Origin of the sequence: Gordonia bronchialis DSM 43247 (assembly GCF_000024785.1) — a bacterium.
GTDB classification, from domain to species: Bacteria; Actinomycetota; Actinomycetes; order Mycobacteriales; family Mycobacteriaceae; genus Gordonia; species Gordonia bronchialis.
In genome coordinates this window covers 688,408-709,758 of the sequence record NC_013441.1, presented here as the reverse complement: position 1 = coordinate 709,758, position 21,351 = coordinate 688,408, and the positions used below count along the sequence as shown (strand labels likewise).

15 protein-coding genes and 1 pseudogene are annotated in these 21,351 nt (G+C 68.2%); 11 read left to right on the top strand and 5 right to left on the bottom strand.

What is annotated here, in order from left to right; all coding sequences use genetic code 11:
• The first annotated feature begins 25 nt into the window (after window positions 1-25).
• Window positions 26-1,207, top strand: a complete 1,182-nt coding sequence (locus tag GBRO_RS03185) for an amidohydrolase (protein WP_012832561.1) — start codon at window positions 26-28, stop codon at window positions 1,205-1,207.
• Here GBRO_RS03185 and GBRO_RS26210 read toward each other — a convergent pair.
• From GBRO_RS26210 to GBRO_RS03165, 5 genes are read right to left on the bottom strand one after another with little or no spacing between them, the layout of a single operon-like run.
• A complete protein-coding gene (locus tag GBRO_RS26210) occupies window positions 1,188-1,340 on the bottom strand; it encodes a hypothetical protein (RefSeq protein WP_012832560.1) in 153 nt (50 codons plus the stop codon). The genes GBRO_RS03185 and GBRO_RS26210 overlap by 20 nt on opposite strands.
• Complete coding sequence (locus tag GBRO_RS03180) at window positions 1,337-2,149, bottom strand: ABC transporter ATP-binding protein (protein ID WP_012832559.1); 813 nt, start codon at window positions 2,147-2,149, stop codon at window positions 1,337-1,339. Before GBRO_RS03180 ends, GBRO_RS26210 begins: the two co-directional genes overlap by 4 nt.
• Entirely contained in the window at window positions 2,146-3,228 is a 1,083-nt protein-coding gene (locus tag GBRO_RS03175; RefSeq protein WP_012832558.1) for a FecCD family ABC transporter permease, read from the bottom strand. Before GBRO_RS03175 ends, GBRO_RS03180 begins: the two co-directional genes overlap by 4 nt.
• Window positions 3,225-4,253 (bottom strand): FecCD family ABC transporter permease, encoded by a 1,029-nt coding sequence (locus GBRO_RS03170; protein ID WP_012832557.1) that lies wholly within the window; start codon window positions 4,251-4,253, stop codon window positions 3,225-3,227. The genes GBRO_RS03175 and GBRO_RS03170 overlap by 4 nt, the downstream gene beginning before the upstream one ends.
• Complete coding sequence (locus GBRO_RS03165; RefSeq protein ID WP_041919697.1) at window positions 4,234-6,102, bottom strand: AMP-binding protein; 1,869 nt, start codon at window positions 6,100-6,102, stop codon at window positions 4,234-4,236. The genes GBRO_RS03170 and GBRO_RS03165 overlap by 20 nt, the downstream gene beginning before the upstream one ends.
• A gap of 97 nt (window positions 6,103-6,199) precedes the next feature.
• Between GBRO_RS03165 and GBRO_RS03160 the strand changes: the two genes are divergently transcribed.
• The 10 genes and pseudogenes from GBRO_RS03160 (at window position 6,200) to GBRO_RS03115 (ending at window position 21,332) form a co-directional block, all read left to right on the top strand.
• Window positions 6,200-10,048: a non-ribosomal peptide synthetase gene (locus tag GBRO_RS03160; RefSeq protein ID WP_012832555.1), complete on the top strand. Its 3,849-nt coding sequence runs from the start codon at window positions 6,200-6,202 to the stop codon at window positions 10,046-10,048.
• Window positions 10,045-11,268, top strand: coding sequence for an alpha/beta hydrolase (locus GBRO_RS03155; RefSeq protein ID WP_012832554.1), 1,224 nt, complete (start codon window positions 10,045-10,047; stop codon window positions 11,266-11,268). Before GBRO_RS03160 ends, GBRO_RS03155 begins: the two co-directional genes overlap by 4 nt.
• An 8-nt stretch (window positions 11,269-11,276) precedes the next feature.
• Window positions 11,277-12,290 (top strand): ABC transporter substrate-binding protein, encoded by a 1,014-nt coding sequence (locus GBRO_RS03150; protein ID WP_012832553.1) that lies wholly within the window; start codon window positions 11,277-11,279, stop codon window positions 12,288-12,290.
• Window positions 12,290-12,940, top strand: coding sequence for an isochorismatase family protein (locus GBRO_RS03145; protein WP_012832552.1), 651 nt, complete (start codon window positions 12,290-12,292; stop codon window positions 12,938-12,940). The genes GBRO_RS03150 and GBRO_RS03145 overlap by 1 nt, the downstream gene beginning before the upstream one ends.
• A gap of 214 nt (window positions 12,941-13,154) precedes the next feature.
• A pseudogene (locus GBRO_RS03140) lies at window positions 13,155-14,410 on the top strand (DUF222 domain-containing protein).
• Between the two features lie 271 nt (window positions 14,411-14,681).
• Complete coding sequence (locus tag GBRO_RS03135; protein ID WP_012832551.1) at window positions 14,682-16,067, top strand: SagB family peptide dehydrogenase; 1,386 nt, start codon at window positions 14,682-14,684, stop codon at window positions 16,065-16,067.
• Window positions 16,068-16,253: 186 nt separating this feature from the next.
• Window positions 16,254-17,618: a beta-ketoacyl [acyl carrier protein] synthase domain-containing protein gene (locus GBRO_RS03130; protein WP_012832550.1), complete on the top strand. Its 1,365-nt coding sequence runs from the start codon at window positions 16,254-16,256 to the stop codon at window positions 17,616-17,618.
• Window positions 17,615-19,018, top strand: coding sequence for an acyltransferase domain-containing protein (locus GBRO_RS03125; protein ID WP_012832549.1), 1,404 nt, complete (start codon window positions 17,615-17,617; stop codon window positions 19,016-19,018). The genes GBRO_RS03130 and GBRO_RS03125 overlap by 4 nt, the downstream gene beginning before the upstream one ends.
• Window positions 19,015-20,385 carry a Rossmann-fold NAD(P)-binding domain-containing protein gene (locus GBRO_RS03120; protein WP_012832548.1) on the top strand — a complete coding sequence of 457 codons (1,371 nt, stop codon included), beginning with the start codon at window positions 19,015-19,017 and terminating at the stop codon, window positions 20,383-20,385. Before GBRO_RS03125 ends, GBRO_RS03120 begins: the two co-directional genes overlap by 4 nt.
• A gap of 8 nt (window positions 20,386-20,393) precedes the next feature.
• Entirely contained in the window at window positions 20,394-21,332 is a 939-nt protein-coding gene (locus tag GBRO_RS03115; protein WP_012832547.1) for a methionyl-tRNA formyltransferase, read from the top strand.
• Window positions 21,333-21,351: the final 19 nt, after the last annotated feature.

Here is a 21,351-nt window from a genome sequence, read left to right as displayed (position 1 = left end):
CGAACGGGCTGATACCGTCCAGCAGGTGGCCACCCCGACGACCCCTGATCTGACCCACCTGCGCGACATCCGCCGCGATCTGCACGCGCACCCCGAACTCGCCTTCGCCGAAACCCGCACCGCAGCGGTGGTCGCCGACCGGTTGCGAGAGCTCAACATCGAGGTGACCACGGGTGTGGGCGGCACCGGGGTCGTCGGTGTCATCCGGGGCGGATCCGGCGGCCCGATCGTCGGCCTGCGCGCCGACATGGATGCCCTGCCGATCACCGAGGTGCGCGATCTGCCGTACCGCTCGCGAAACGACGGCGTCATGCACGCGTGCGGGCACGACGGCCACGTCGCCATGCTGCTCGGTGCGGCCCAACTCCTCAGTGCACGCGACGATCTCGCCGGTACCGTGGTCCTCGTCTTTCAGCCCGCCGAAGAGGGGGCCGCCGGAGCGCCGGCCATGCTCGACGACGGACTCCTCGAGCGGTTCGGCATTCAGGAGATCTACGGAATCCACAACATTCCCGGCATTCCGGCCGGGGATTTCGCGATCCGGCCGGGCACCATCCTCGCCTCCTTCGACGACATCACCATCACCATCACCGCCGAGGGCGGACACGCGATGGCCCCGGACCGGACCGGTGATGTGGTCGCGGCGGGCGCCTACCTCGTGACGCAGGTGCAGACCATCGTCGCGCGTCGTCTCGATCCCCTTGTGCCCGCGGTGGTTTCCATCACCGCGTTCCACGCGGGAACCACCAACAACGTGTTGCCGACGCGCGCGGAGCTGCTCGGCACCGCTCGTTGTCTCGACGCGGACTCCCGCGAACGTATCGAGAACCAGATCCGGCGCATCTGTACGGCGACAGCCGATGTGCACGGCGTCGACGTCGAGCTGGACTTCGTGCACCGCTACCCGTGCACCGTCAACGACCCCGACCGTGCGGAGCGGGCCGCCCGCGCGGCCATCGGTGTCGCCGGCCGCGATCACGTCGACGCCAACTGCGCGGGACTGCTTGCCGCCGAGGACTTCTCCTTCTATCTGGAGCGTATCCCGGGCGCCTACGGGTTCATCGGGAACGGACCGGTCACCGACGAGGCCGGGCCGGTGCACAACCCGACCTACGACTTCAACGACGAGATCCTCACCCGCGGCGCGCATTACCTCGCCGAGATGGCCCGCACGGCCATCGCCGAGATCAGCGGCGCATCAGCCTGAGCACGGTGAGCTTGCCGCTCTGATGCTGTGTCCCATACACCGTTCCGTCCTTCGGGTCCACCACGATGTCGCTGATGGCGCTGCCCGCCGGGACGGTGGCGAGGATCGGTGCCGTGCCCGCCGCGTACGTCACCGCCCACCGCCGAAACCGGCCGCCACCCGCGGAACGATCAGCGGCGTATGTGACTGCGGGTCGTCGATGATCTGGCAGCGCAGCCCGAAGACCTCTTCCACCAGGGTCTCCGTGACGATCTCGGCGGGTGGTCCGGCCGCCACGATCTGTCCCTTGTTCATCGCGATGATGTGATCGGCGTACCGGCATGCCTGATTGAGGTCGTGCAGAACCGCCACCACGGTGCGGCCGCGATCCCGGTTGAGGTCACGGCAGAGGTCGAGGAGCTCTACCTGAAAAGCAATGTCGAGGAACGTGGTCGGCTCGTCGAGCAGCACGAGCGGCGTGTCCTGCGCGAGTACGAGCGCCACCCAGACACGCTGGCGTTGACCACCGGAGAGCCGGTCCACTCGTTCGCCGGCCAGGTGTTCGACGCCGGTGGCGGCCATCGCCGCGGCCACCGCCTCCTCGTCGGCGTGCGACCACTGCCGGAGAAATCGCTGATGCGGGTACCGTCCGCGCGAGACCAGTTCGGCCACCCGGATGTCCTCGGGCGGAATCGACGACTGCGGCAGCAGGGCCAGTCGCCGGGCGACGTCCTTCGCTGGGTAGTCACCGATGGCCTTGCCGTCGAGGATGATCGTCCCGGCCGTGGGCGCCAGCAGCCGCGACAACGCCCGCAGCAGAGTCGATTTCCCGCATGCGTTGGGGCCGATGATCACCGTGAACTCGTTGTCCGGGATCTGCACGGTGAGGTCTCGGGAGATCGGCGCACCACCGTAGGCCAGGGTGACCCCGTCGGCGCCGAGTCGGGAGGTGATCGTCGTCATCGGTCCTGCCTCAATTCGCGATACAACAGGTAGCACAGATAGCAGCCGCCCAGGCACACAGTCACCACACCGACCGGCAGCACCTTCGGCGAGAAGGCGCGGGCCGCAATGAGATCGCTGATCAACAACAACGACGACCCGGTGAGCGCGGTGGCGGCCAGCGGGGTCTGTCCACCTCCGACGAGCCGGCGCGCGATGTGTGGTGACGACAACGCGATGAACGCGATCGGCCCGGCCACCGCTGTCGCCGCTGCGGTCAAAGCCACCCCCAGCGTTGGGAGCAGGATCTGCACAGCACGGGTCTGCGCACCCAGCGTCTGCCCGAGATCGGGCCCGAGTTCGAGGATCGGATTTCGGCGCGCCAGCATCGCCACGCCGACGATGAGCACCGCGATCACGGCGAGCGCCGGGGTGAGCAGATCCCAGGTGACAGTGCTCAGATTGCCTGCGCCCCACTGGGCGGCATTCATGGCGTCGGTGAGTTCGGCACGCAGGATCAGCCAATAGTTGGCGGCCGACAGCATGGCGCTGATCGCGACACCGATGATGACCAGCCGAAAACCGCTCACCCCCTGCCGGAACGCCAACGCGTACACCACCACCGCGGTCAGCAGCCCGCCGGCCAGCGCCCCGGCCGCGGTCATCAGATACGTCCCGGACAGCACCACCGACACCACCAGGGCGCCGGTGTAGGAGCCGACGCCGAAGCCGATGATGTCCGGGCTGCCCAACGGGTTGCGGGTCAGCAGCTGAAAGATGGCCCCGGACAACGCCAGTGCCGCGCCGAAGGCGAGTGCTGCCACCACCCGCGGTGCCTGCCACTCGCGGATCGCGAGTTGTGCGGCCGGGTCGCCGGCGCCGAAGGCGGCCCGGATCACGTCGAGCGGTGACACGGTGTAATCCCCTGCGCCCAGCGCGATCACCGTCGTGACGACGGTGATGATCGCCAGCGCGGTGGCCACCACGAACGCCCGCCGGTCGGTGCGTAGCGAGTACCCGCGCCAGCGCCACCGCAGCGTCGCCCGCCCGAAGTCGATGCTCTCCGCCGGCGTCGGGGATGAGTCGATGTGCCCGCTCATCGCGTCCCGACCGACAGTCGGCGGACCAGCAGGATCAGGATCGGTGCTCCCACAAAGGCGGTCACGATGCCGACGGGCACCTCGTCGGGCCGCACGATGACCCGGCCGACGATGTCAGAGACCAGGACGAGCGCCGCACCACCGAGCATCGAGAACGCGGTGAGCCACCAGCCACCGACCCCGAGGAGCATCCGGATGGCGTGCGGGACCATCAATCCCACGAATCCGATCGGCCCGGCGGCCGCGGTCGCCGCACCGCACAGCAGGGTGATCGCCAGCAGCGAGAGCGTGCGAACCCGCGGCACCCGCACACCCATGGCCACCGCGAGGTCGTCGCCCATGGCGATGGCGTCGAGCGACCGGGACAGGCCGAGCGCCAGGACGATTCCGACGACGACGAACGGGGTGACCGCGGCCAGTACCGTGGTGTCCCGCCCGACGAGTGAGCCGACCTCCCAGTTGCGCAGCGCATCAAAGGCATCCGGCTTGACCAGGGCGATGCCGCGCACCGCGCCGGTGAACACGGCGGTCACCGCGATTCCCGCCATGGTCACCCGCACCGGGGTCATCGGCCCGCGGCCCGCGGTCCCCAGCCCGTACACGACGGCCATCGCGACCACGGCCCCGGCGAAGGCGAACCACACGTATCCCCAGACGCTGGTCATCCCGAAGAAACCCACCGCGACGGCCACCGCGAGCGAGGCACCGGCGTTGACGCCCAGGATCTGCGGATCTCCCAGCGGGTTTCGCATCAGCCGCTGGATCAGCGAGCCGGCGACCCCGAGTGCGGCGCCCACCACGATCGCCAGCAACGCTCGCGGAACCCGATATCCGGTGACCACCTCCTGATCCCACTTGCCGGCGTAGTCGAAGACCGCATCCCACACGTCGGACGCCGACACCGGTCGCGCTCCTACGAACAGACTCGCCCAGGCCAGCGCCACCACGCCGAGCGCCAGCACACACCACCACAGCGCGTTGGTCGCGGCGCGCCGGCGCGTCGCCTCAGCTGCCACGTCGGGCATGGGCCGCGAGTACTCCCGCGATCAGGTCGTCGACGGTCTCCGCGGTCGCGAGTTCCTCGAAGTCGAGGCCCGCCGCGCCCTGCGCCCGCCACTTGTCCAGCAACGCCATCAGTGCCAGCGAGTCGATCCCGGTGTCGGCCAACGGGATTGTGCCCGAAAGTGCGGCGGGGCCGAGTCCGAGTTTCTCTGCGACGTCGGCCAGAATGGTGTCCCGGTCGACACCCGCGTCCGGTGCGGGCGCGGAAGTGTCGGCGCGTTGCGCGTTCTTGCTCACCTTGCCCACGGGCGTCGTCGGGAACTCGTCGACCACCAGGATCTCGTCGGGGATCTTGAACGCGGCCAGCCCGCGTTCGCGGAGATACCCGCGGATACCCACCTCGTCGGGCAATTCCTGTCCGGCGCTCGACGCGGGGATGACGTAGGCACGGATGTGTTCACCGAGCCGGTCGTCGGGGACGCCCACCACCGACGCGTCCCGCACCGCCGGGTGGCTCAGCAGATGGTTCTCCACCTCCTCGGGCGCGATCTTCTCGCCGGCCCGGTTGATCTGGTCCTTGTCGCGGCCGACGACCCGTAGGTAGCCGCGCGCATCCCGCACCACGATGTCGCCGGTGATGTAGAAGCCGTCGGGGGTGAACGACTCGGGCGACACTCCGCCCCAATAGTTCCGGATGGTGTACGGCCCACGGGTCTGCAACGCCCCCGCGCTACCGTCGGGAACCTCGCCACCGTCGGGCCCCACCACCCGGATCTCGTCGTCGGGACTGATCGGGCGCCCCTGCGTGTCGACGATGGTCTCCGCGTCGTCGTCGAGCCGGGTGTAGTTCACCAGTCCCTCGGCCATCCCGAAGACCTGCTGCAGACACACGCCGAATGCGTCGGGCACCCGCTCGGCCAACGCCCGCGACAGCTTGGCCCCGCCGACCTGGAGGACCTGCAACGACGACACGTCGTGTGCGGTGCGCGCCGGCGAGTCCAGCCAGGCGGCCACCAGCGGCGGCACCGCGGACAGATGGGTGATCCGATGCCTCGCAACAGCACCGAAGACGGTGCCGGCGTCGGGTGAACCCACCATGACGATCCTCGCGCCGGCGTGGATCGCGCCGAGCACACCCGGTGAGCTCATCGTGAAGTTGTGCGAGACCGGCAGGACCACCCCGAACACCGATTCGGGCGACAATCCGCTGATCCGGGCGCTCTCCCGGACCGAATAAAGGTAGTCGTCGTGGGTACGGCCGATGAGCTTCGGCACGCCCGTCGTCCCGCCGGAGAGCTGCAAGAACGCGATGTCGGCCGGACTCGACGACCGTCCCGTGCTGCCGGCGGTGCCGGTACGGAGGTCGTCGAGGCCGATAACACCGTCCGGGAGCGGCGAGTCGGAACCACCGAGCGGGGCGACCACGACCGCGACACTCTGATGGGCGGTCTGGATCGCCGCAGCGATGTCGGCGTACCGCGTGGCCGAGAAGGCGTCGACGGTCACATATGCCGACGCTTCGGCGCGGGTCACCAGGTCATCGATCTCGGCGCGGCCGTGCGAGGCGAGTGCGAACACCGGGATCAGACCGGCGTCGAACAGGGCGAACACCACCTCGAGGTACTCGCCGACATTCGGCATCTGCACCACGACACGCGCGCCGGGGTCCAGGCCGAGCCCGGTGAATCCGTGCGCCAGGGAACGGGACGAGTCGAGGAGTTGCCGGTAGGTCAGCGTCCGGCGATCGTCGATCACCGCAACCCGGTCGGGGTGGGCGTCCGCAGCCGATTCGAGGAGCGCGGTGTGGGTCTGCCCTATCCAGTAACCACGCTCGCGGTAACGCCGAGCGAAGTCAGGCGGATATCCAGTCACGCGAGCGAGTCTATAGTCTGGGTACCCTAAGTGGTTGCCACCGGTGGAGACCACCGCGCTCGATCACCTCCGAGTAGTGAGGCCACGTATCGCACCAATGCCACAGCACCCCGACGCAACAGCGCTCTCCGCTGCGCAGGCCGCCATGTGGTTCGGCCAGCAGCAGGTCCCGCATTCGGTGGTCTACCAATGTGCCGAGCGCATCGACATCCGTGGCGACTTCGACGCCACCCTGTTCGCCGAGGTACTAGCCTCGGCGCTGGCGGCGATCCCGGCTCTCAACGCCTGCTATTCCGCCGGACCGGACGGACCGTACCGGAGGCCCGATTCCCGCCTGCATGAACTGAGGCGAGTCGAGTCCTCGGACGCCGACGAGATCGCGCGGATCGTCGACGATCTGATGGCCGGCGGCGTCCCCGGTGCCGGGCAGACATCGGGCGCCGAGGTCATCGACGGTGCCACGCTGAGTGATCAATGCCTGATCCGGGTGTCGCCCACCCATCACATCTGGGTGCAACGGATTCATCACCTGTGCATCGACGGTTACTCGTTTGCGGCCCTGCTGCGCTGGGTGGCCGCGTCCTACACCGCGGCAGTCGACGGCGGGCCGCGCCCGGACAGTCCGTTCACCCCGGAAGCACCCGAGGTCGAGGTCGACGGCGACGCCGAGTTCTGGCGGGACCGTTGCGAAGACGACGATCATCCGCCGAGCCTCGCCGACGCCCCGCATGAGCCTGCCCGGGACCGCGCACATCGCACCACCCGACGGCTCACCGGACGCGCCGAGATGCGCTACGGCTGGGCCGAATCGGTGACCGGGGCCGTCGCCATGTACACCTCCACGTTGTCCGCCGAGAACGATGTGATCCTCGGAATGCCGTGGGCCAATCGGAAGCTGGGTGCCCGGCCGGCCGTCGAACCACAGGTGAACATCCTGCCGCTGCACCTGCGTATCCGGCCCACCGACTCGATCGACGATCTGATGACGTCGGTGACCACCGAAATCCGGGAGGTACGCCCGCACAGCCGCTATCGCGCCGATCAACTGCGACGCGACCTGGGCGCCCTCGACGCCGATCACGCACTGTACGGGCCCGTCGTCAACGTCAAGTTCTTCACTCCCGAACTGCATTTCGGTTCCGCGGTGGGCACCGTCACCAACATCGCGATGGGCCCGGTGGACGATGTGACCGTCACGGCGTCGCCGCAACCCGACGGCGGGCTGATCCTGGAGGTCGAAACCAATCCGCGGCGCTACACCGCGGCCGACGCCGAACGCCATGCCGACCGGTTGACCGCGCTGCTGGACGCGGTGACCACCCGGGAGCCGTCGACGCCGTTGGGTGCGCTGCCGGTGGCCGACGCCGACGACCGCAGCGAACAGATCGTCACCCACAACGCCACCGCGCATCCGGTGCCCGACGCCACCCTGGCCGACTTGCTGACCGGTGCGGCCACCACCCACACCGACCGGACCGCGCTGGTCTGGGATGACGGAACCCTCACCTACCGTGAGCTTTTCGCGGCTGCCGCCGACCTGGCCCAGCACCTGCGGGGCCGGGGCGCCGGTCCCGGTGAGATCGTGGCCCTGCGACTGAGCCGATCCCCGGAGACCGTCGTCGCGATACTCGCGACCATCCTGGCCGGCGGCGCCTACCTGCCGATCGATCCCGACCTGCCGGCCGACCGCATCACCTCGATCCTCGACGACGCCGCACCGGTGGTGATCGTGACGGCGACGGACGACACCTCCGACGTGTGGCGGCACGGCAGGCTGTCGGCGGGGATGATCGAGCACCGCACCGTGATTGAGCCCTCCGACCGCCCGCTTCGCCCGCAGGACGCCGTCTACGTCATCTTCACGTCCGGGTCGACGGGTCGTCCCAAGGGCGTGGTGATCGAGCACCGCAGCATCGTCAACCGTCTGTGCTGGATGGACGACACCTATCACCTCACCCCTGCGGATCGTGTGCTGCAGAAGACCCCCTACTCCTTCGACGTGTCGGTGTGGGAGTTCTTCTGGCCGTTGCTCACCGGCGCCACACTGGTTCTCGCCGCCCCGGGGGCCGAACGCGACTCGGGTGCACTGGCGGCCACCGTCGCCCGGCAGGCGATCACGGTGTGCCACTTCGTCCCGTCGGCTTTCGCCGCGTACCTCGCCGAGCCCGCAGCCGCGTCGACACCGACACTGCGGTTGGTGATCTGCTCCGGTGAGGCGCTGCCGCCGGCCACCCTCGCCCGCGCCATCGAGGTCCTCGGCGAAGGCAAGGTACACAATCTATACGGGCCCACCGAGGCGGCTGTCGACATCACCGCCTGGGCTCCCGGCCCGGGGTGGGATCACACCACGGTCCCCATCGGCCTGCCGGTGCACAACAGCGCGGTCTACGTCCTCGACAACGCCCTGCGCCCACTGCCCACCGGCTGTATCGGCGAGTTGTACCTCGCCGGAACGCAACTCGCCCGCGGATATCTGCGGCGCAGCGGATTGACGTCGACCCGGTTCGTGGCCGACCCGTTCCGAGCGGGCGAACGGATGTACGCCACCGGCGATCTGGTGCGGCGCCGCGCCGACGGCAACATCGTCTACGTGGGCCGCGTCGACGATCAGGTCAAGATCCGGGGTCGCCGAATCGAACTCGGTGAGATCGCCACCGCGCTTCGCCAGCTCTCCGGCGTGGCGCACGCGCAGGTCGTGGTCCGCGGGTCGGGCGAATCGGCCCTGCTGGTCGGATACACGGTCCTCTCCGGCCCCGAGGTGCTCGACGAACTCACCATCCGGGCCCGTCTCGCGCGTCGGTTGCCGGGTTACATGCTGCCCGACGCGATCGTCATCCTCGACGCCATGCCGGTCACGTCCAACGGCAAGCTGGATCGCCGCCGCCTCCCGGAACCACGCCTCGGATCCGCGACGGTCGACAGCCCCACCAATCCGCTGGAGATGTCGCTGGTCACCGTGTTCGCCGAGGTGATCGGGCATGCCGAGGTGTCGGTCACGGACAGTTTCTTCGAACTCGGCGGCAACTCGCTGCTCGCGGCCCGGCTCGCCGCGCGGATCTCCGAGTCCCTCAACCGGTCGGTCGCCGTCTCGGACATCTTTGCCGCGCCGTCGGTGTCCGCGCTGGCCAGCCGCCTCACCGGTGACACCGCGGTCGATCCGTTCGGGACGCTGCTCACCTTGCGCGAATCCGGTTCGGGCACATCGCTGTTCTGCATCCACCCGGCCGGTGGCCTGGGCTGGTGCTACACCGGCCTACTGGCCGAACTCGACCGCGAGTGCGGCGTCTTCGCGCTCCAGGCCCGCGGATTGCACGGTGAACCGATGGCCACCAGTCTGCGGCAGATCGCCGAGAACTACCTCACCGAGGTGGAACGTGTGGTGCCGCACGGCCCCATTCGTCTGCTGGGATGGTCGGTCGGCGGGGTGATCGCCCACGAGATGGCCGTCATGGCACAGGCGCGCGGTCGCACGGTGAGTCAGCTGTGCCTGCTCGACGCCTACCCGAGTGAACTGTGGCGCAACCAGCCACCGCCGACGGACGCCGAAGTCCGACGCGCCTTCCTCATCATGGCCGGAATCGACGAGACCACACTGGATTCCGACGGAGATCTCCTCGCCGCCCTGCGCGTCGCACACACCGCGTTCGGGACTTTGTCGGCCTCACAGATCGCGGCGATCGCCGACGTCGTCACGCATCTCGCGGCGTTGATGCGCGCCCACAGCACCTCCGTCGTCGACGGTGACATCCTGCTGTTCCGCGCCGCCGAGGACGCTGAAGACTTCCTCGATCCCCGCGCATGGGCGTCCCACCTGACCGGCGATCTCCGCCAGATCGATGTTCCCACAACACATCCACGCATGATCCGGCCGGCCACGCTGGCGATGATCGCCGACGCACTCAACCGGGGCACCGCCGTCCGGTCGGATGCCGAGGTCGTGCGGTGACCTTTTCCGCCACCGACTTTCGGCGCCTCATCGTCGACGACGACCGTTCCGTCGACATGAGTGAGGTGTCGGCTCTGCTCGATTCGCACGGCACGCCGATCCTCACCGACGATCCCGCCCGACCCGATCATCAACGGGCGCTGTTCCTCTGGGTCGCCGACCCGGCGGACCGTCTCGATGGTGTCTATGTGTGGGTCAACCGGCTCACCGACAAGCGACACGTCGACGCCGGGGTGATGCGGCGGCGTCCCGGGTCGAGTATCTGGTGGACCGAGCTCACCGTGCCCCGCGGCACCATGGCCGGCTATCGGATCTACCCGTTCACCGTGTCGTCCCCGGGCATCCGGGATGGGCGGGTGGAGTACTCCCGCGAGATCGTCCGGCAGGCCAGACCCGATCCGCACAACCTTCTCGTCCGCGCCGGATCATCCTTCGCATCGGTGCTCCGCACCGACGGATCACCCGACTTGTCCATGTTCACAACAGGTTCCGACGGCCATGTGGCCGAGATACAGACCGGTGCCCTCGACGTCGACGGCACCGTGTTGCGGTACCGCATCGTCGGAGCCGACACCCCCGCACCGACGGACCTGCTGCTCGTCTTCGACGCCGAGAAGTGGTTCGACCGCCATCACCTTCCTGCGGTGCTGACCGCAGCGAACGACGGATCGGGACGTTCCTTCACCGTCATCGGCGTCGACTCGCCCGCGGACAGTTCGGAGCGGCTGCGGGTACTCGGCGGCAATCGTCCGGTCATCGACGCGATCGCCGGGCTCGTCGGCCGCTCTATCCACGAGATGCCCACCACGCCAACGCGAATCGTGGTTGCCGGACAGAGTCTCGGCGGATTGGCCGCGCTGACCCTGGCCGCGTGGCATCCCGGCCTCGTCGACGAGGTGCTCGCCTACTCGCCGTCGGTCTGGTGGCGTCCGGGGCTGCGATCGCGCCCGGCCCAGGTGAGTGATCCGCAGCGGTGGATTCACGACCAGCTGCGGCAGGCAGCAGACTCCTCCGCCGAGATCCGTTTGGCAGCAGGGCAGTTCGAGGAGGAACTCGCACCCAATGTCGCCGGACTCGCCGAGACCGTCGAGGCGCTCGGGCATCCCACATCGTTTCACCTCTACCCCGGCGGTCACGACGACGCCTGGTGGGCGGCACTGCTGCTCGCTGATCTCACCGCCGTTCCGAACCCCGTCCGTTCCAACCCTTCTCCCCGATAGGAGACCGAATGTCCCAGAGCAGAGTGTCCCAGAGCCGACTTTTCCCGCGCGGACTGTCCGCGCCGCTGCGACGCGTGCTGGGAGCCCTGCTGGCGGCGGTTGCGATCATCGCAGTCGTCACGGCGTGCTCGAGCGATGATTCCCTCGAACAGTCCGGGCCCACACGCGAATACCGCGACGCGAGCGGCGCAACCGTAGCGATCCCGGAGAAGCCGACCAAGATCGTGACACTGTCCGAGATCTCCCTCGACGGCGCCCTGGCACTCGACGTCACCCCCGTCGGCACCACCAGCGCCCGCGGACAGGAAAAGGCACCGGCCTACCTGGGGGAACGTGCGGCGACCATCCCGATCGTGGCGTCGTCGGGTAGCCCCAACCTCCAGCAGATCCTCAAGCTGCGCCCGGACCTGATCCTCGTCGACGACACCACGGGCGCCCGCAACTCCATCGCCGAACTCACCAAGATCGCCCCGACCGTCCTCGTGGGACGCTATGCGGACGGCTGGGAGAAGTACTTCGCGGCGATGGCCGATGTGCTGAACCGTCCCACCGAGCATGATCGCGTGGTCGCCCAGATCAATCAGCAGGTCGCCACCACCCGCGCAGCCGTCACCGCCCGCAAGCCCGCCGACCGTCAGCTCACGGCGAGCGTCGTGCGCTGGACGGCCGGTAGCCCCACCCTGGTCGGCGCACCGTCGCTGTCGGCCTGGGCGCTCGAACAGGTCGGCATGACGCGCCCGGCGTCGCAGCAATCCATCAACTCGCAGAACCGATCCGGCCAGCACGTGAGCTTGGAGAATCTTGACCTGATCGACGCCGACTACATCTTCTTCGGCGCGCTCGCCGGCAAGGATCAGGCTGCACGCGATCTCGCCGCCGCCAGGAACCTCCCCGGTTTCTCCGCTCTCGGTGCGGCCCGGGCGAATCACATCTATCCGGTCGACGGCGTCCCGTGGACCAGTGCCTCCGGACCGCTCGGCGTGGAGCTGATCCTGAACGACATCGCCGAGGCCATGCGCTGATGCCGATACCTCCGATCCGGCCGTACGAGATCCCCGATCCCGCCGACCTGCCGCCCCGGCGCGACGGCTGGTCCACCGACCCGCAGCGCTCGATCCTGCTGATCCACGACATGCAGTCGTATTTCGTCGACGCCTTCGAGGGGGCGCCGCTGCCCGATGTGGTCGCCAACATCCGGGCGATCCGGGACACCTGCGACCGGCTCTCGATCCCCACCGTCTACTCGGCGCAACCACCGCGCCAGGACCCCGAGGTACGCGGGCTGCTGACCGAGCGGTGGGGAACCGGCATCGCGACCGACGACGAGGCGGCCATCGTCGCACCGCTCGCGCCGCGGCCCGACGACCTGCACACGGTGAAGTGGCGCTACTCGGCCTTCGTGCGATCGGATCTCGGCCAGACGATGCAGGAGCTGGGCCGTGACCACCTCATCATCACCGGGATCTACGCCCACATCGGCTGCATGCTGACCGCCGCCGACGCGTTCATGCGCGACATCCGCCCGTTCCTCGTCTCCGACGCGGTGGCCGACTTCTCCGCTGCCGAGCATCGCCACACCGTGAAGTACGTCAACGAGGCGTGCGGTGCGGCATTGACGACGGCGGAGTTGCTCAAGGATCTGGGCGGGACGACGGTAGACCCCGCTTGCTGAGACGCGAGGAGGAGCACACGCCGCCGGGCTGAGGAGGCCCTGCGACCAACGAGCATGGAGCGTCTCGAAGTCGACGGCCTCCATCCACATCTGCGGCGTGACGAGTGGGGCTGCTGTTCACCACGGTTCACTGCAGTTCACCGCTGAGGCTCATGGGTTCTGACCTGCAAAAACATCCCTTGACACGAACACATGTGCGAGTAATGTGGAACGCATGAAGCAGATCGAACACCTGGTCGAGCACCTGGCCAACCACACCTGGGACGACACCACCGGACCCGAGGCCCACACCGCGTTGCAGATGGTGCTGCGGCTACGCAACCTCGTCGAACACCACGCCGCCCTGCTCGTCACGCGACTGACCACACTCGGCGTCGCCAAGAAACAGGGCCGCACCATGCGCGAACTACTGATCGTGATGGGCTGCGCCCCCGCCGTCGCATCACGGTTGATACGCGTCGCCGGGAACCTGACGCCCCTGCCGCGGCTGGCCGGACACACCGCCGACGGCACAGTGTCCGGCGAGCATGCCGACGCGGTGGTCCGCGGGATGACCCACATCTGCTCCCGCAACGGGCAACCCCTGTCCGACGAGCAGCGTCAAAGTATGGTGACCGATCTGCTCGCCCACACCTTCTCCGGTGCCACCCCCTCGGAGATCACCAACCGCGCCCGCGCATTAGGCAATCAACTCGCCGACGCCTCCGACGTCGGGTTGCCTGCCGCGGAGGATCGTGCCATCAACGACTTCACCGTCACCGTCAACGAACCGAAAACCGGTGGGGATGGGCGCACCATCGTGCGCGGTGACCTCGACGCCGTCATCGGAGAGAAACTGCACACCCTGATCGACGCGTTCGCCGCACCCGTCCCGAATCCGACGGCTCTGCTGACCCCCGCCCAGTGGGGCGACGCAAATCGGAGGCATTGGAACGCATCCTCGACGCCGCCATGACCGCCGCCGACCACGGCCTCCTACCCGGCGCACCCCACCAAACCGTGCTGCTGACCATGCCCGCCGACGCCGACGGCCGCGGCGTCCTCGCCTTCACCGGCCCCATCTCCGGAGCCACCACCAGCCTGCTCGCCTGCGACTCCACCATCACCGACATCATCATCAACGGCGACCGTGTCCCCCTCGCCGTCGGCCAAGACGACCGACTCTTCGGACCCAAACTGCGCAAAGCACTCATCGTGCGGGACCAGTGCTGCATCAAATGCGGCGCACCCGCCGGCTGGACCCACGCCCACCACATCACGTTCTACTCCCACGGAGGCACAACCGTATTGGACAACGGATGTCTGCTCTGTCCGTCGTGTCACACCGACGTCCACCACAACGGCTGGGATGTCGTGATGGGCGATGACCGACACCCCTGGCTCATCCCACCCGCCACCGTCGACCCGAGACGCCGACCACTACCCGCCTACAACCGGCGCACCATGCGACTCGACGACATCGCCGCATGAGAACCGGCGGTGATCGCCCAATGTGCTTGTGTCACCAAGTACTTCGGGGCTCGACCGACCCGGCAATCTCAGCACCTCACCGCATCATGAACTAGACCAACCACACACCGCACCCGGCCCAGCCGGGACCGCATCAGTCCTTTGAGAACTCCATAGCGTGAAACGGCGCCACGCGAGCTGCTGCTGCGCAACCCGGGAAGGCCACCCGGGTTGGGCGGCAGCGGCCACACGGGCACCTCCCGGCCGACGGGACGCGGGTTAGGCTGACCTCATGACTGCGGGGACGGCCACCGGACTCACGACCACCTATTCCTTCACCGACGGCGCGCGCTGCATGGTGGGCAAGGGGCGGATCGCCATCATCCTGCCGGCCAAGGTCCGTATCGACGGCCTCGACGACGCGCAGGTCTCGTTGCTGCGCAACCTCGATCAGGGTTCGGCGTCCGTCCCTGACGATGCCGGCGACAGCGTCGACACCCTTTTGGTGCGGCTCCTGGGCATGGGTGCGGTAGGTCTGACCGTGTCCGTCGACGACAAGCCGGTCTACACCGTCAAACCCTTCCGGGCTCCCCCGACGTCGCGCCCGGATCCCGGCACGGTGACGGAGAGCGTCCTGTCGCGGTTCACCGTCTGCCATCGCATCGACGGTGAACTCGTCGCGGAGAACCCACGCGCCTGGGCCGACGTCGTCCTGCACGATCCGTCGGTCCTCGCCGGTCTCACCGATCCGTCCGCCGACACGATCAGCCCATCGGTGCTGCGTGATCGGCTACGGGCCGACCTCGGGTGGGCGGGTCATCTCACCCCGGCCGGAGTCGAGGAGTCCAGCTTCGAGACCCGCAGCTGGAATCCGCACGAGCTGTGGTTTCACCGTCGCAGCACGGTCGGTGACCGCGGCACCAGTTGGGCCGGTTTCGGGCCGACGCGGTGGGCGGACGGCCAGTTCGAACCTCTGCCGGCCTGTCCCGCCGAGTACCCCGGTGAACCGCTGCCCCTTCCGAAACCCGACCTCGCGCGGCTGCGCACGCAGGACGTCCCTCTCGCTGCGGTCGTGGAGGACCGCCGATCGCACCGCAGCTTCGACGACGACTATCCGATCACCGCAGAACAACTGGGCGAGTTGCTGTTTCGCTGTGCACGAGTTCGCGGGGTGCGCACCACCAACACGAAACGCACTGTGCCCGAAGAACTCCCGTCGAAGCCCTTCCCGTCCGGGGGATCGCTCTACGAGCTCGAGATCTACCCGGTGGTGCGCACCGCGGCCGGCCTGTCCCCTGGTATGTACCACTACGACGCGTATGAGCACGCATTGCGCCCGGTGGCCGATTACGCCGATCCCGCCGTCGAGAAGCTCATCGCCCCGGCCGCACTCACCCTGGAAGGCCGGCTCCCCCAGGTCCTGCTGGTGCTCGCCGCACGAACCGGCCGGATCAGCTGGACCTATGAGCAGATGCCCTACGCGGTGATCCTCAAGCATGTGGGCGTGCTCACCCAGAATCTCTATCTCGCCGCCACCGCCATGGGCCTGGGCGGCGTGGCCCAGGGCTACGGCGACACCGCAGCATTCGCGGCCGCCACCGGCCGTGATGAGCTGGTCGAATGCAACGTCGGGACCTTCGTGGTGGGTGCCATCGCGACCGGTTCGGGACCGTCGTGACCGTCTCGCGGGCCCGATTCTCGCACCGCGGCCACGTCTTGTCTCGTCCCGTGACGACGGGTACTGTTCAAACTGACTTAGGCCAGGCTAACTATTCGTACAGCCAGGCGTCGATGGACGGCGCGCGTGACGTCGGGCATCGGTCGCCCATCGGATGGAGCCTCGACGCGGTGCCAGAGGAGTGACATGACCGACGCCACAACGACGGATCCCACAGCGCCTACTGCTGAACCCGATCCCGTCGTGGTGGTCGGTATGGCGGTCGAAGCGCCCGGCGGAATCGACACGCTGGCCGGGTACTGGGAGGCGTTGGCCGACGGTCGCGACCTCATCTCGCCGTTCCCCCGCGATCGAGGCTGGGATGTCGAGGAACTCCTGTCGCTGTCCACCGACCATGGTTGGGCCCCGGTCGCCGACGCCGGCGGGTTCCTCGACGGTGCGGGTGCCTTCGATCCCCTGTTCTTCGGTATCTCGCCACGAGAAGCCGTGGCGATGGACCCGCAGCAGCGCGTGGTCCTGCGCACCGCGTGGCATGCGGTCGAGAATGCGGGCATCAACCCGGCAAGCCTGTCCGGACGCGAGGTCGGCGTGTATGTCGGCGGTTCCATCAACGAGTACGGGCCGCGCGCCGCCGAGGTCAACGAATACTCGGGCTACCGCGCGTCGGGTACGGCCCTCGGCGCACTCGCGGGCCGGATCTCGCGCTGTCTGGAGCTGACCGGACCGTCGTTGACGGTCGACACGGCGTGTGCGTCCTCGCTCACCGCCCTCGATCTTGCCGTGCGGTCCTTGCGCGACGACGAGAGTGAGCTCGCGCTGGCCGGCGGGGTCTGCGTCATGGGATCGGCGGCCGCGTTCTACGAGTTCTCCAAGAACAACGCGCTCGCCGGTGGCGGACAGTGCCGGCCGTACTCGTCGTTCGCCGACGGCACCCTCTGGGGTGAGGGCGCCGGCGTGGTGGTACTCGAACGCCGCTCTCGTGCGCTCGCGAACAATCGGCGCATCTACGGCGAGATCGCGGCCACCGGCGTCAACCACAACGGCGGTGGCGTCGGCATCGCGTTGCCGAGTGCGACGGCCCAGCAACGACTCATGGCGCGCGTGCGGGACAGATCCGGCCTGCCGGGTGTCGATCTCATCGAAGGTCACGGCACCGGCACCGCCGTCGGCGACCCGTTGGAATTGACTGCGCTCAGCGCGGTCTACGGCGCCGGCTCGGCCGGCGAGCCGACGGTCATCGGATCGGTGAAATCCAATCTCGGGCATGCGCAGGCCGCCGCCGGCATGCTGGGCCTGATCAAGGTCCTGCTCTGCGGTCTGCACGGGCAGATCGCGCCGACCCGGCACGCCGAGTCGCCGACTACCGAGATCGACTGGGACACATCTGGATTGCGGCTGGCCGCCAAACTCGAGGACTGGCCTGACCGCGACGGTGCGCGGCACGCCGCGGTGTCGTCGTTCGGAATCGCCGGAACGAATGCGCACGCCATTGTGACGATGCCCGCGACCACACCGCACACCGCCGACGCGCGATCCGGTGGCGAGGCGTGAGGAGCATTCATCTGCCGGACGGAACGGTCGCGCTGCCGATCTCGTCCGAGCACCCGGCCGGGCTCGCCGACGAGGCGACCGCCGTCGCCGGCTACCTCGAGACCCACCCGGACGCCGATCCGGCCGCGGTGTCACGAATGCTGTTGCGCACCAGATCGCTTCGTCGTCATCGTGTCATCGTCCGGGCCCATGGCGACCGCACCCGCAATGACGCCACCATCGCGGCATTGCGCGCCGCCGCCGCGGGCAGCGCACACCCCGACGTGATCCGGCCCGGCCCGGCGCGACGCCTCGCGGTCGCCATGGTGTTCCCCGGCCAGGGCAGTCAGACCGCCGGCATGGGAATCGAATTCCACCGGCACTGCGCCTCCTACCGGCGACACGTCGAGGACGTGAACTCCGAATTCGGCCGTGTCGTGGGCATTTCGCCGTTGGATTATCTGCTCGACGACGACCACCCCGAGGACGTGCGCTCGGTGCAACCGGCGATCTTTCTGCATACCCTCGGACTCGCCCGGATGTGGCGGGACGCCGGCTTACGCCCGGCGGCCACCATCGGTCACTCGCAGGGTGAGTTCGCGGCCGCCGTCGAATCCGGTCATCTCAGTCTGCGTGACGGCATCATGCTGGTCACCGACCGCGCGGTCGGCATCGAGAAGGTCGAGACGAGCGGACGGCACGAACCGAGTGCGATGGCGGTCATCGGCGCCACTCGTGACGCCGTCGAGGACCGATTGGCCCGCCAGACCGGGTGGGTGGAACTCGCCGTGGTCAATTCCACCACCATCCAGGCGATCTCGGGGGAACGCACCGCCGTCGACGACGTGGTCGCCGACTTCACCGCGGCCGGTGTCTTCGCGCGCCGCATCAGAGTGGACCACGCCGGGCATTCGTCCCTGCTCCGCCACTACGCCGACGAATTCACCCTCTCGGCAGCCCATCTCGATGCCACCGAGTTCCATGATGGCGAAATACCCTGTATCGGAGGCACGCTCGGCGAACCCATCACCCGTGATCTCCCCCTCGCCGCGTACTGGTACTGGAACCTGCGCAACACCGTGCGCTTCGATCTGGCCATCGCGACCGCGGTGCGCAGCGGGATCACCGGCTTCGTCGAGATGTCCGAACATCCCACCATGTTGTTGTCCATCGGGGAGACCGTGGCCGAGCAGGGTGCCGACGCCGTCATCGTCGGCACCGGCAAGAAGAGAACCGATCCGCTTGCCGAGTTCACCGCGAATGCGCTGAGCGTCTTCGGCGCGGACAGCGACTTCCATTGGGATGCTGATGGATTGGTTGATCAGATCCCGCTGCCTGATTTTCCGCACAGCCGATTCGACGCCACGGTGTACTGGGCGCCGCCCGTAGCGGCGTCCCCGAGTCCGGTGGTCGCCGGATGAGCGCCGCGACGACGCCCGATCGGCTGGTCGTCATCGGCGCCGGCCCCAAGGCCATCGCGGTGGCCGCCAAAGCACACGCCCTCCGGTCGGCCGGCCTGCCCGCCCCCCGGGTCACCGTCGTAGAGGCAACCACGGTGGGCGGCAACTGGCTCGAGGACGGCGGATGGACCAACGGACGGCACCGGCTGGGCACCAGCCCGGAGAAGGACCTCGGTTTCCCCTACCATTCGACGGCGATCCGCGGCCACAACGCCGAGATCAACGACCGGATGCGGGCATTCAGCTGGGCGACCTTCCTCATCGAACGCGGCACCTACGCGGAGTGGGTGGATCGCGGCCGGCCGAGTCCGGAACACCACCTGTGGGCCAAGTATCTGCAGTGGGCGGCACAGAAGGTCGATCTCGACCTGGTGATCGGCCGCGCTCGGACCATCAGCTGCGCAACCGACGGCAAACCTGACCCGCACTGGCGGATCGAGATCGCCGAACCGACATCCGGCGGTGACGCTTCGCAGTCCTGCTCGCCGGTACGGGTGCTCGACGCCGAGCGGTTGATGATCACCGGACCGGGCAGCAGCACCCGAACACTCACCCGGCATCCGCGCGTGCTCAGCATCGCCGAGTTCTGGCGACTCGCTGCACGGTCGGAGATCCCCGCGTCGTCACGGGCGGCGGTGATCGGCGGTGGCGAGACAGCCGGATCGGCACTCGACGAACTGATGCGGCACAACGTGCTGACCGTCTCGGTGATCTCGCCGGGCGCCACCATCTACACCCGCGGCGAGAGCTACTTCGAGAACTCGCTGTACAGCAACCCCCTCAAGTGGCGCGGCCTGAGCCTGGCCGAACGCCGAGATGTGGTACGCCGCACCGACCGTGGCGTGTTCTCCGTCCGGGTGCAGGAGTCCTTGCTGAGCGACGAGCGGGTCGCCCATCTGCAGGGACGGGTCATCCGGGTGGTCCCCGACGGCGACGGCGTCTCTCTGACGTTGCGCAACGAGTTCCGGCCGGATCAGGTGCACGCCTTCGACCTCGTCATCGACGCGACCGGCGGACAACCACTGTGGTTCTTCGAGCTGTTCGACGAACCGGCCTCGGACCTCGTCGAACTCGCGCTCGGCGGACCCATCACGCATGCCCGGGTCGAGTCCGCGATCGGTTACGACCTGGCACTGGAGAACCTCACTCCGACGCTGTACCTACCCAACCTCGCCGGTCTTGCCCAGGGCCCCGGGTTCCCGAATCTCAGTTGCCTGGGCGAACTCTCCGACCGCGTCCTCGCGCCGACGACGCGGCCGACAGCAGTCACCACCCGACCGACGACCGTCCCATCCACAACCGCCCAAACCACAAACGCGAGGAACTAGACACGACCATGCGCATCGTCTCATTCGGCTACCAGACCTGGGGCCGACGAACCCTGCAGGCCCTCCTCGATTCCCCCCACGAGGTGGTTCTGGCCGTGACGCATCCGGCCAGTGACGATCCCTACAAGGGCATCTGGTCGGATTCCGTCGAGGAACTCGCCCGCGAGAACAACATTCCGGTCCACCTCACCGAGCGTGCCGACCCGGAGACCATCGAGTTGGTGCAGCGAGCCGCACCCGACGTCATCGTGGTCAACAGCTGGTACACCTGGATGCCCAAGGAGCTCTACGACTTTCCCCGCCACGGCACGCTGAACCTGCACGATTCACTGTTGCCGAAGTTCACCGGATTCTCCCCGGTGCTGTGGGCGCTGATCTCCGGGGCCGACGAGATCGGATTGACGGTGCACCGGATGGACGAGCAACTCGACACCGGGGACATCCTGGTGCAGCATTCGCTGCCCATCGAGCCGGGTATCACCGGCACCGAACTCGTCCTCGCCGGAATGGAATTGATCCCCGGCGCGGTCAACGAGGCGCTGGCCGCGCTGGAATCCGGCAATCCTCAGTGGCGGCCGCAGGACAAGTCGGCGCGCACGTACTTCCACAAGCGCTCCGAGCGCGACGGTCTCATCGACTGGCGCAGCGACGCCGCCGATATCGAACGCCTGATCCGGGCGCTCTCGGCACCGTATCCGCCGGCGTTCACCCATTATCGAGGGGAGCGCATCGAGGTGCTCGCGTCCCGTGTCTCCGAGGCGCGTTACGGCGGTACTGCGGGCCGGGTGATCGTGCAGGAGGATGGCGGCACCGTGGTGTGCGGTCCGGATGCCTTGCGCGGCAACAATTTCGGCCTGGTCATCACCCGCGTTCGGACGCCGGACGGCGTCGAACACGACGGGGCGGCCTTCTTCCGGCGCGGCGGATACCTGACCGACGCACCGTGATCGCCCGCTGATCGATCCC

What these genes read in the sequence shown, in the direction of transcription:
- GBRO_RS03180 (WP_012832559.1), bottom strand. Translation starts at nt 2,149, where the DNA reads ATGACGACGATCACCTCCCGACTCGGCGCCGACGGGGTCACCCTGGCC.
- GBRO_RS03175 (WP_012832558.1), bottom strand. Translation starts at nt 3,228, where the DNA reads ATGAGCGGGCACATCGACTCATCCCCGACGCCGGCGGAGAGCATCGAC.
- GBRO_RS03170 (WP_012832557.1), bottom strand. Translation starts at nt 4,253, where the DNA reads ATGCCCGACGTGGCAGCTGAGGCGACGCGCCGGCGCGCCGCGACCAAC.
- GBRO_RS03130 (WP_012832550.1), top strand. Translation starts at nt 16,254, where the DNA reads ATGACCGACGCCACAACGACGGATCCCACAGCGCCTACTGCTGAACCC.
- GBRO_RS03150 (WP_012832553.1), top strand. Translation starts at nt 11,277, where the DNA reads ATGTCCCAGAGCAGAGTGTCCCAGAGCCGACTTTTCCCGCGCGGACTG.
- GBRO_RS03115 (WP_012832547.1), top strand. Translation starts at nt 20,394, where the DNA reads ATGCGCATCGTCTCATTCGGCTACCAGACCTGGGGCCGACGAACCCTG.
- GBRO_RS03160 (WP_012832555.1), top strand. Translation starts at nt 6,200, where the DNA reads ATGCCACAGCACCCCGACGCAACAGCGCTCTCCGCTGCGCAGGCCGCC.
- GBRO_RS03145 (WP_012832552.1), top strand. Translation starts at nt 12,290, where the DNA reads ATGCCGATACCTCCGATCCGGCCGTACGAGATCCCCGATCCCGCCGAC.
- GBRO_RS03120 (WP_012832548.1), top strand. Translation starts at nt 19,015, where the DNA reads ATGAGCGCCGCGACGACGCCCGATCGGCTGGTCGTCATCGGCGCCGGC.
- GBRO_RS03135 (WP_012832551.1), top strand. Translation starts at nt 14,682, where the DNA reads ATGACTGCGGGGACGGCCACCGGACTCACGACCACCTATTCCTTCACC.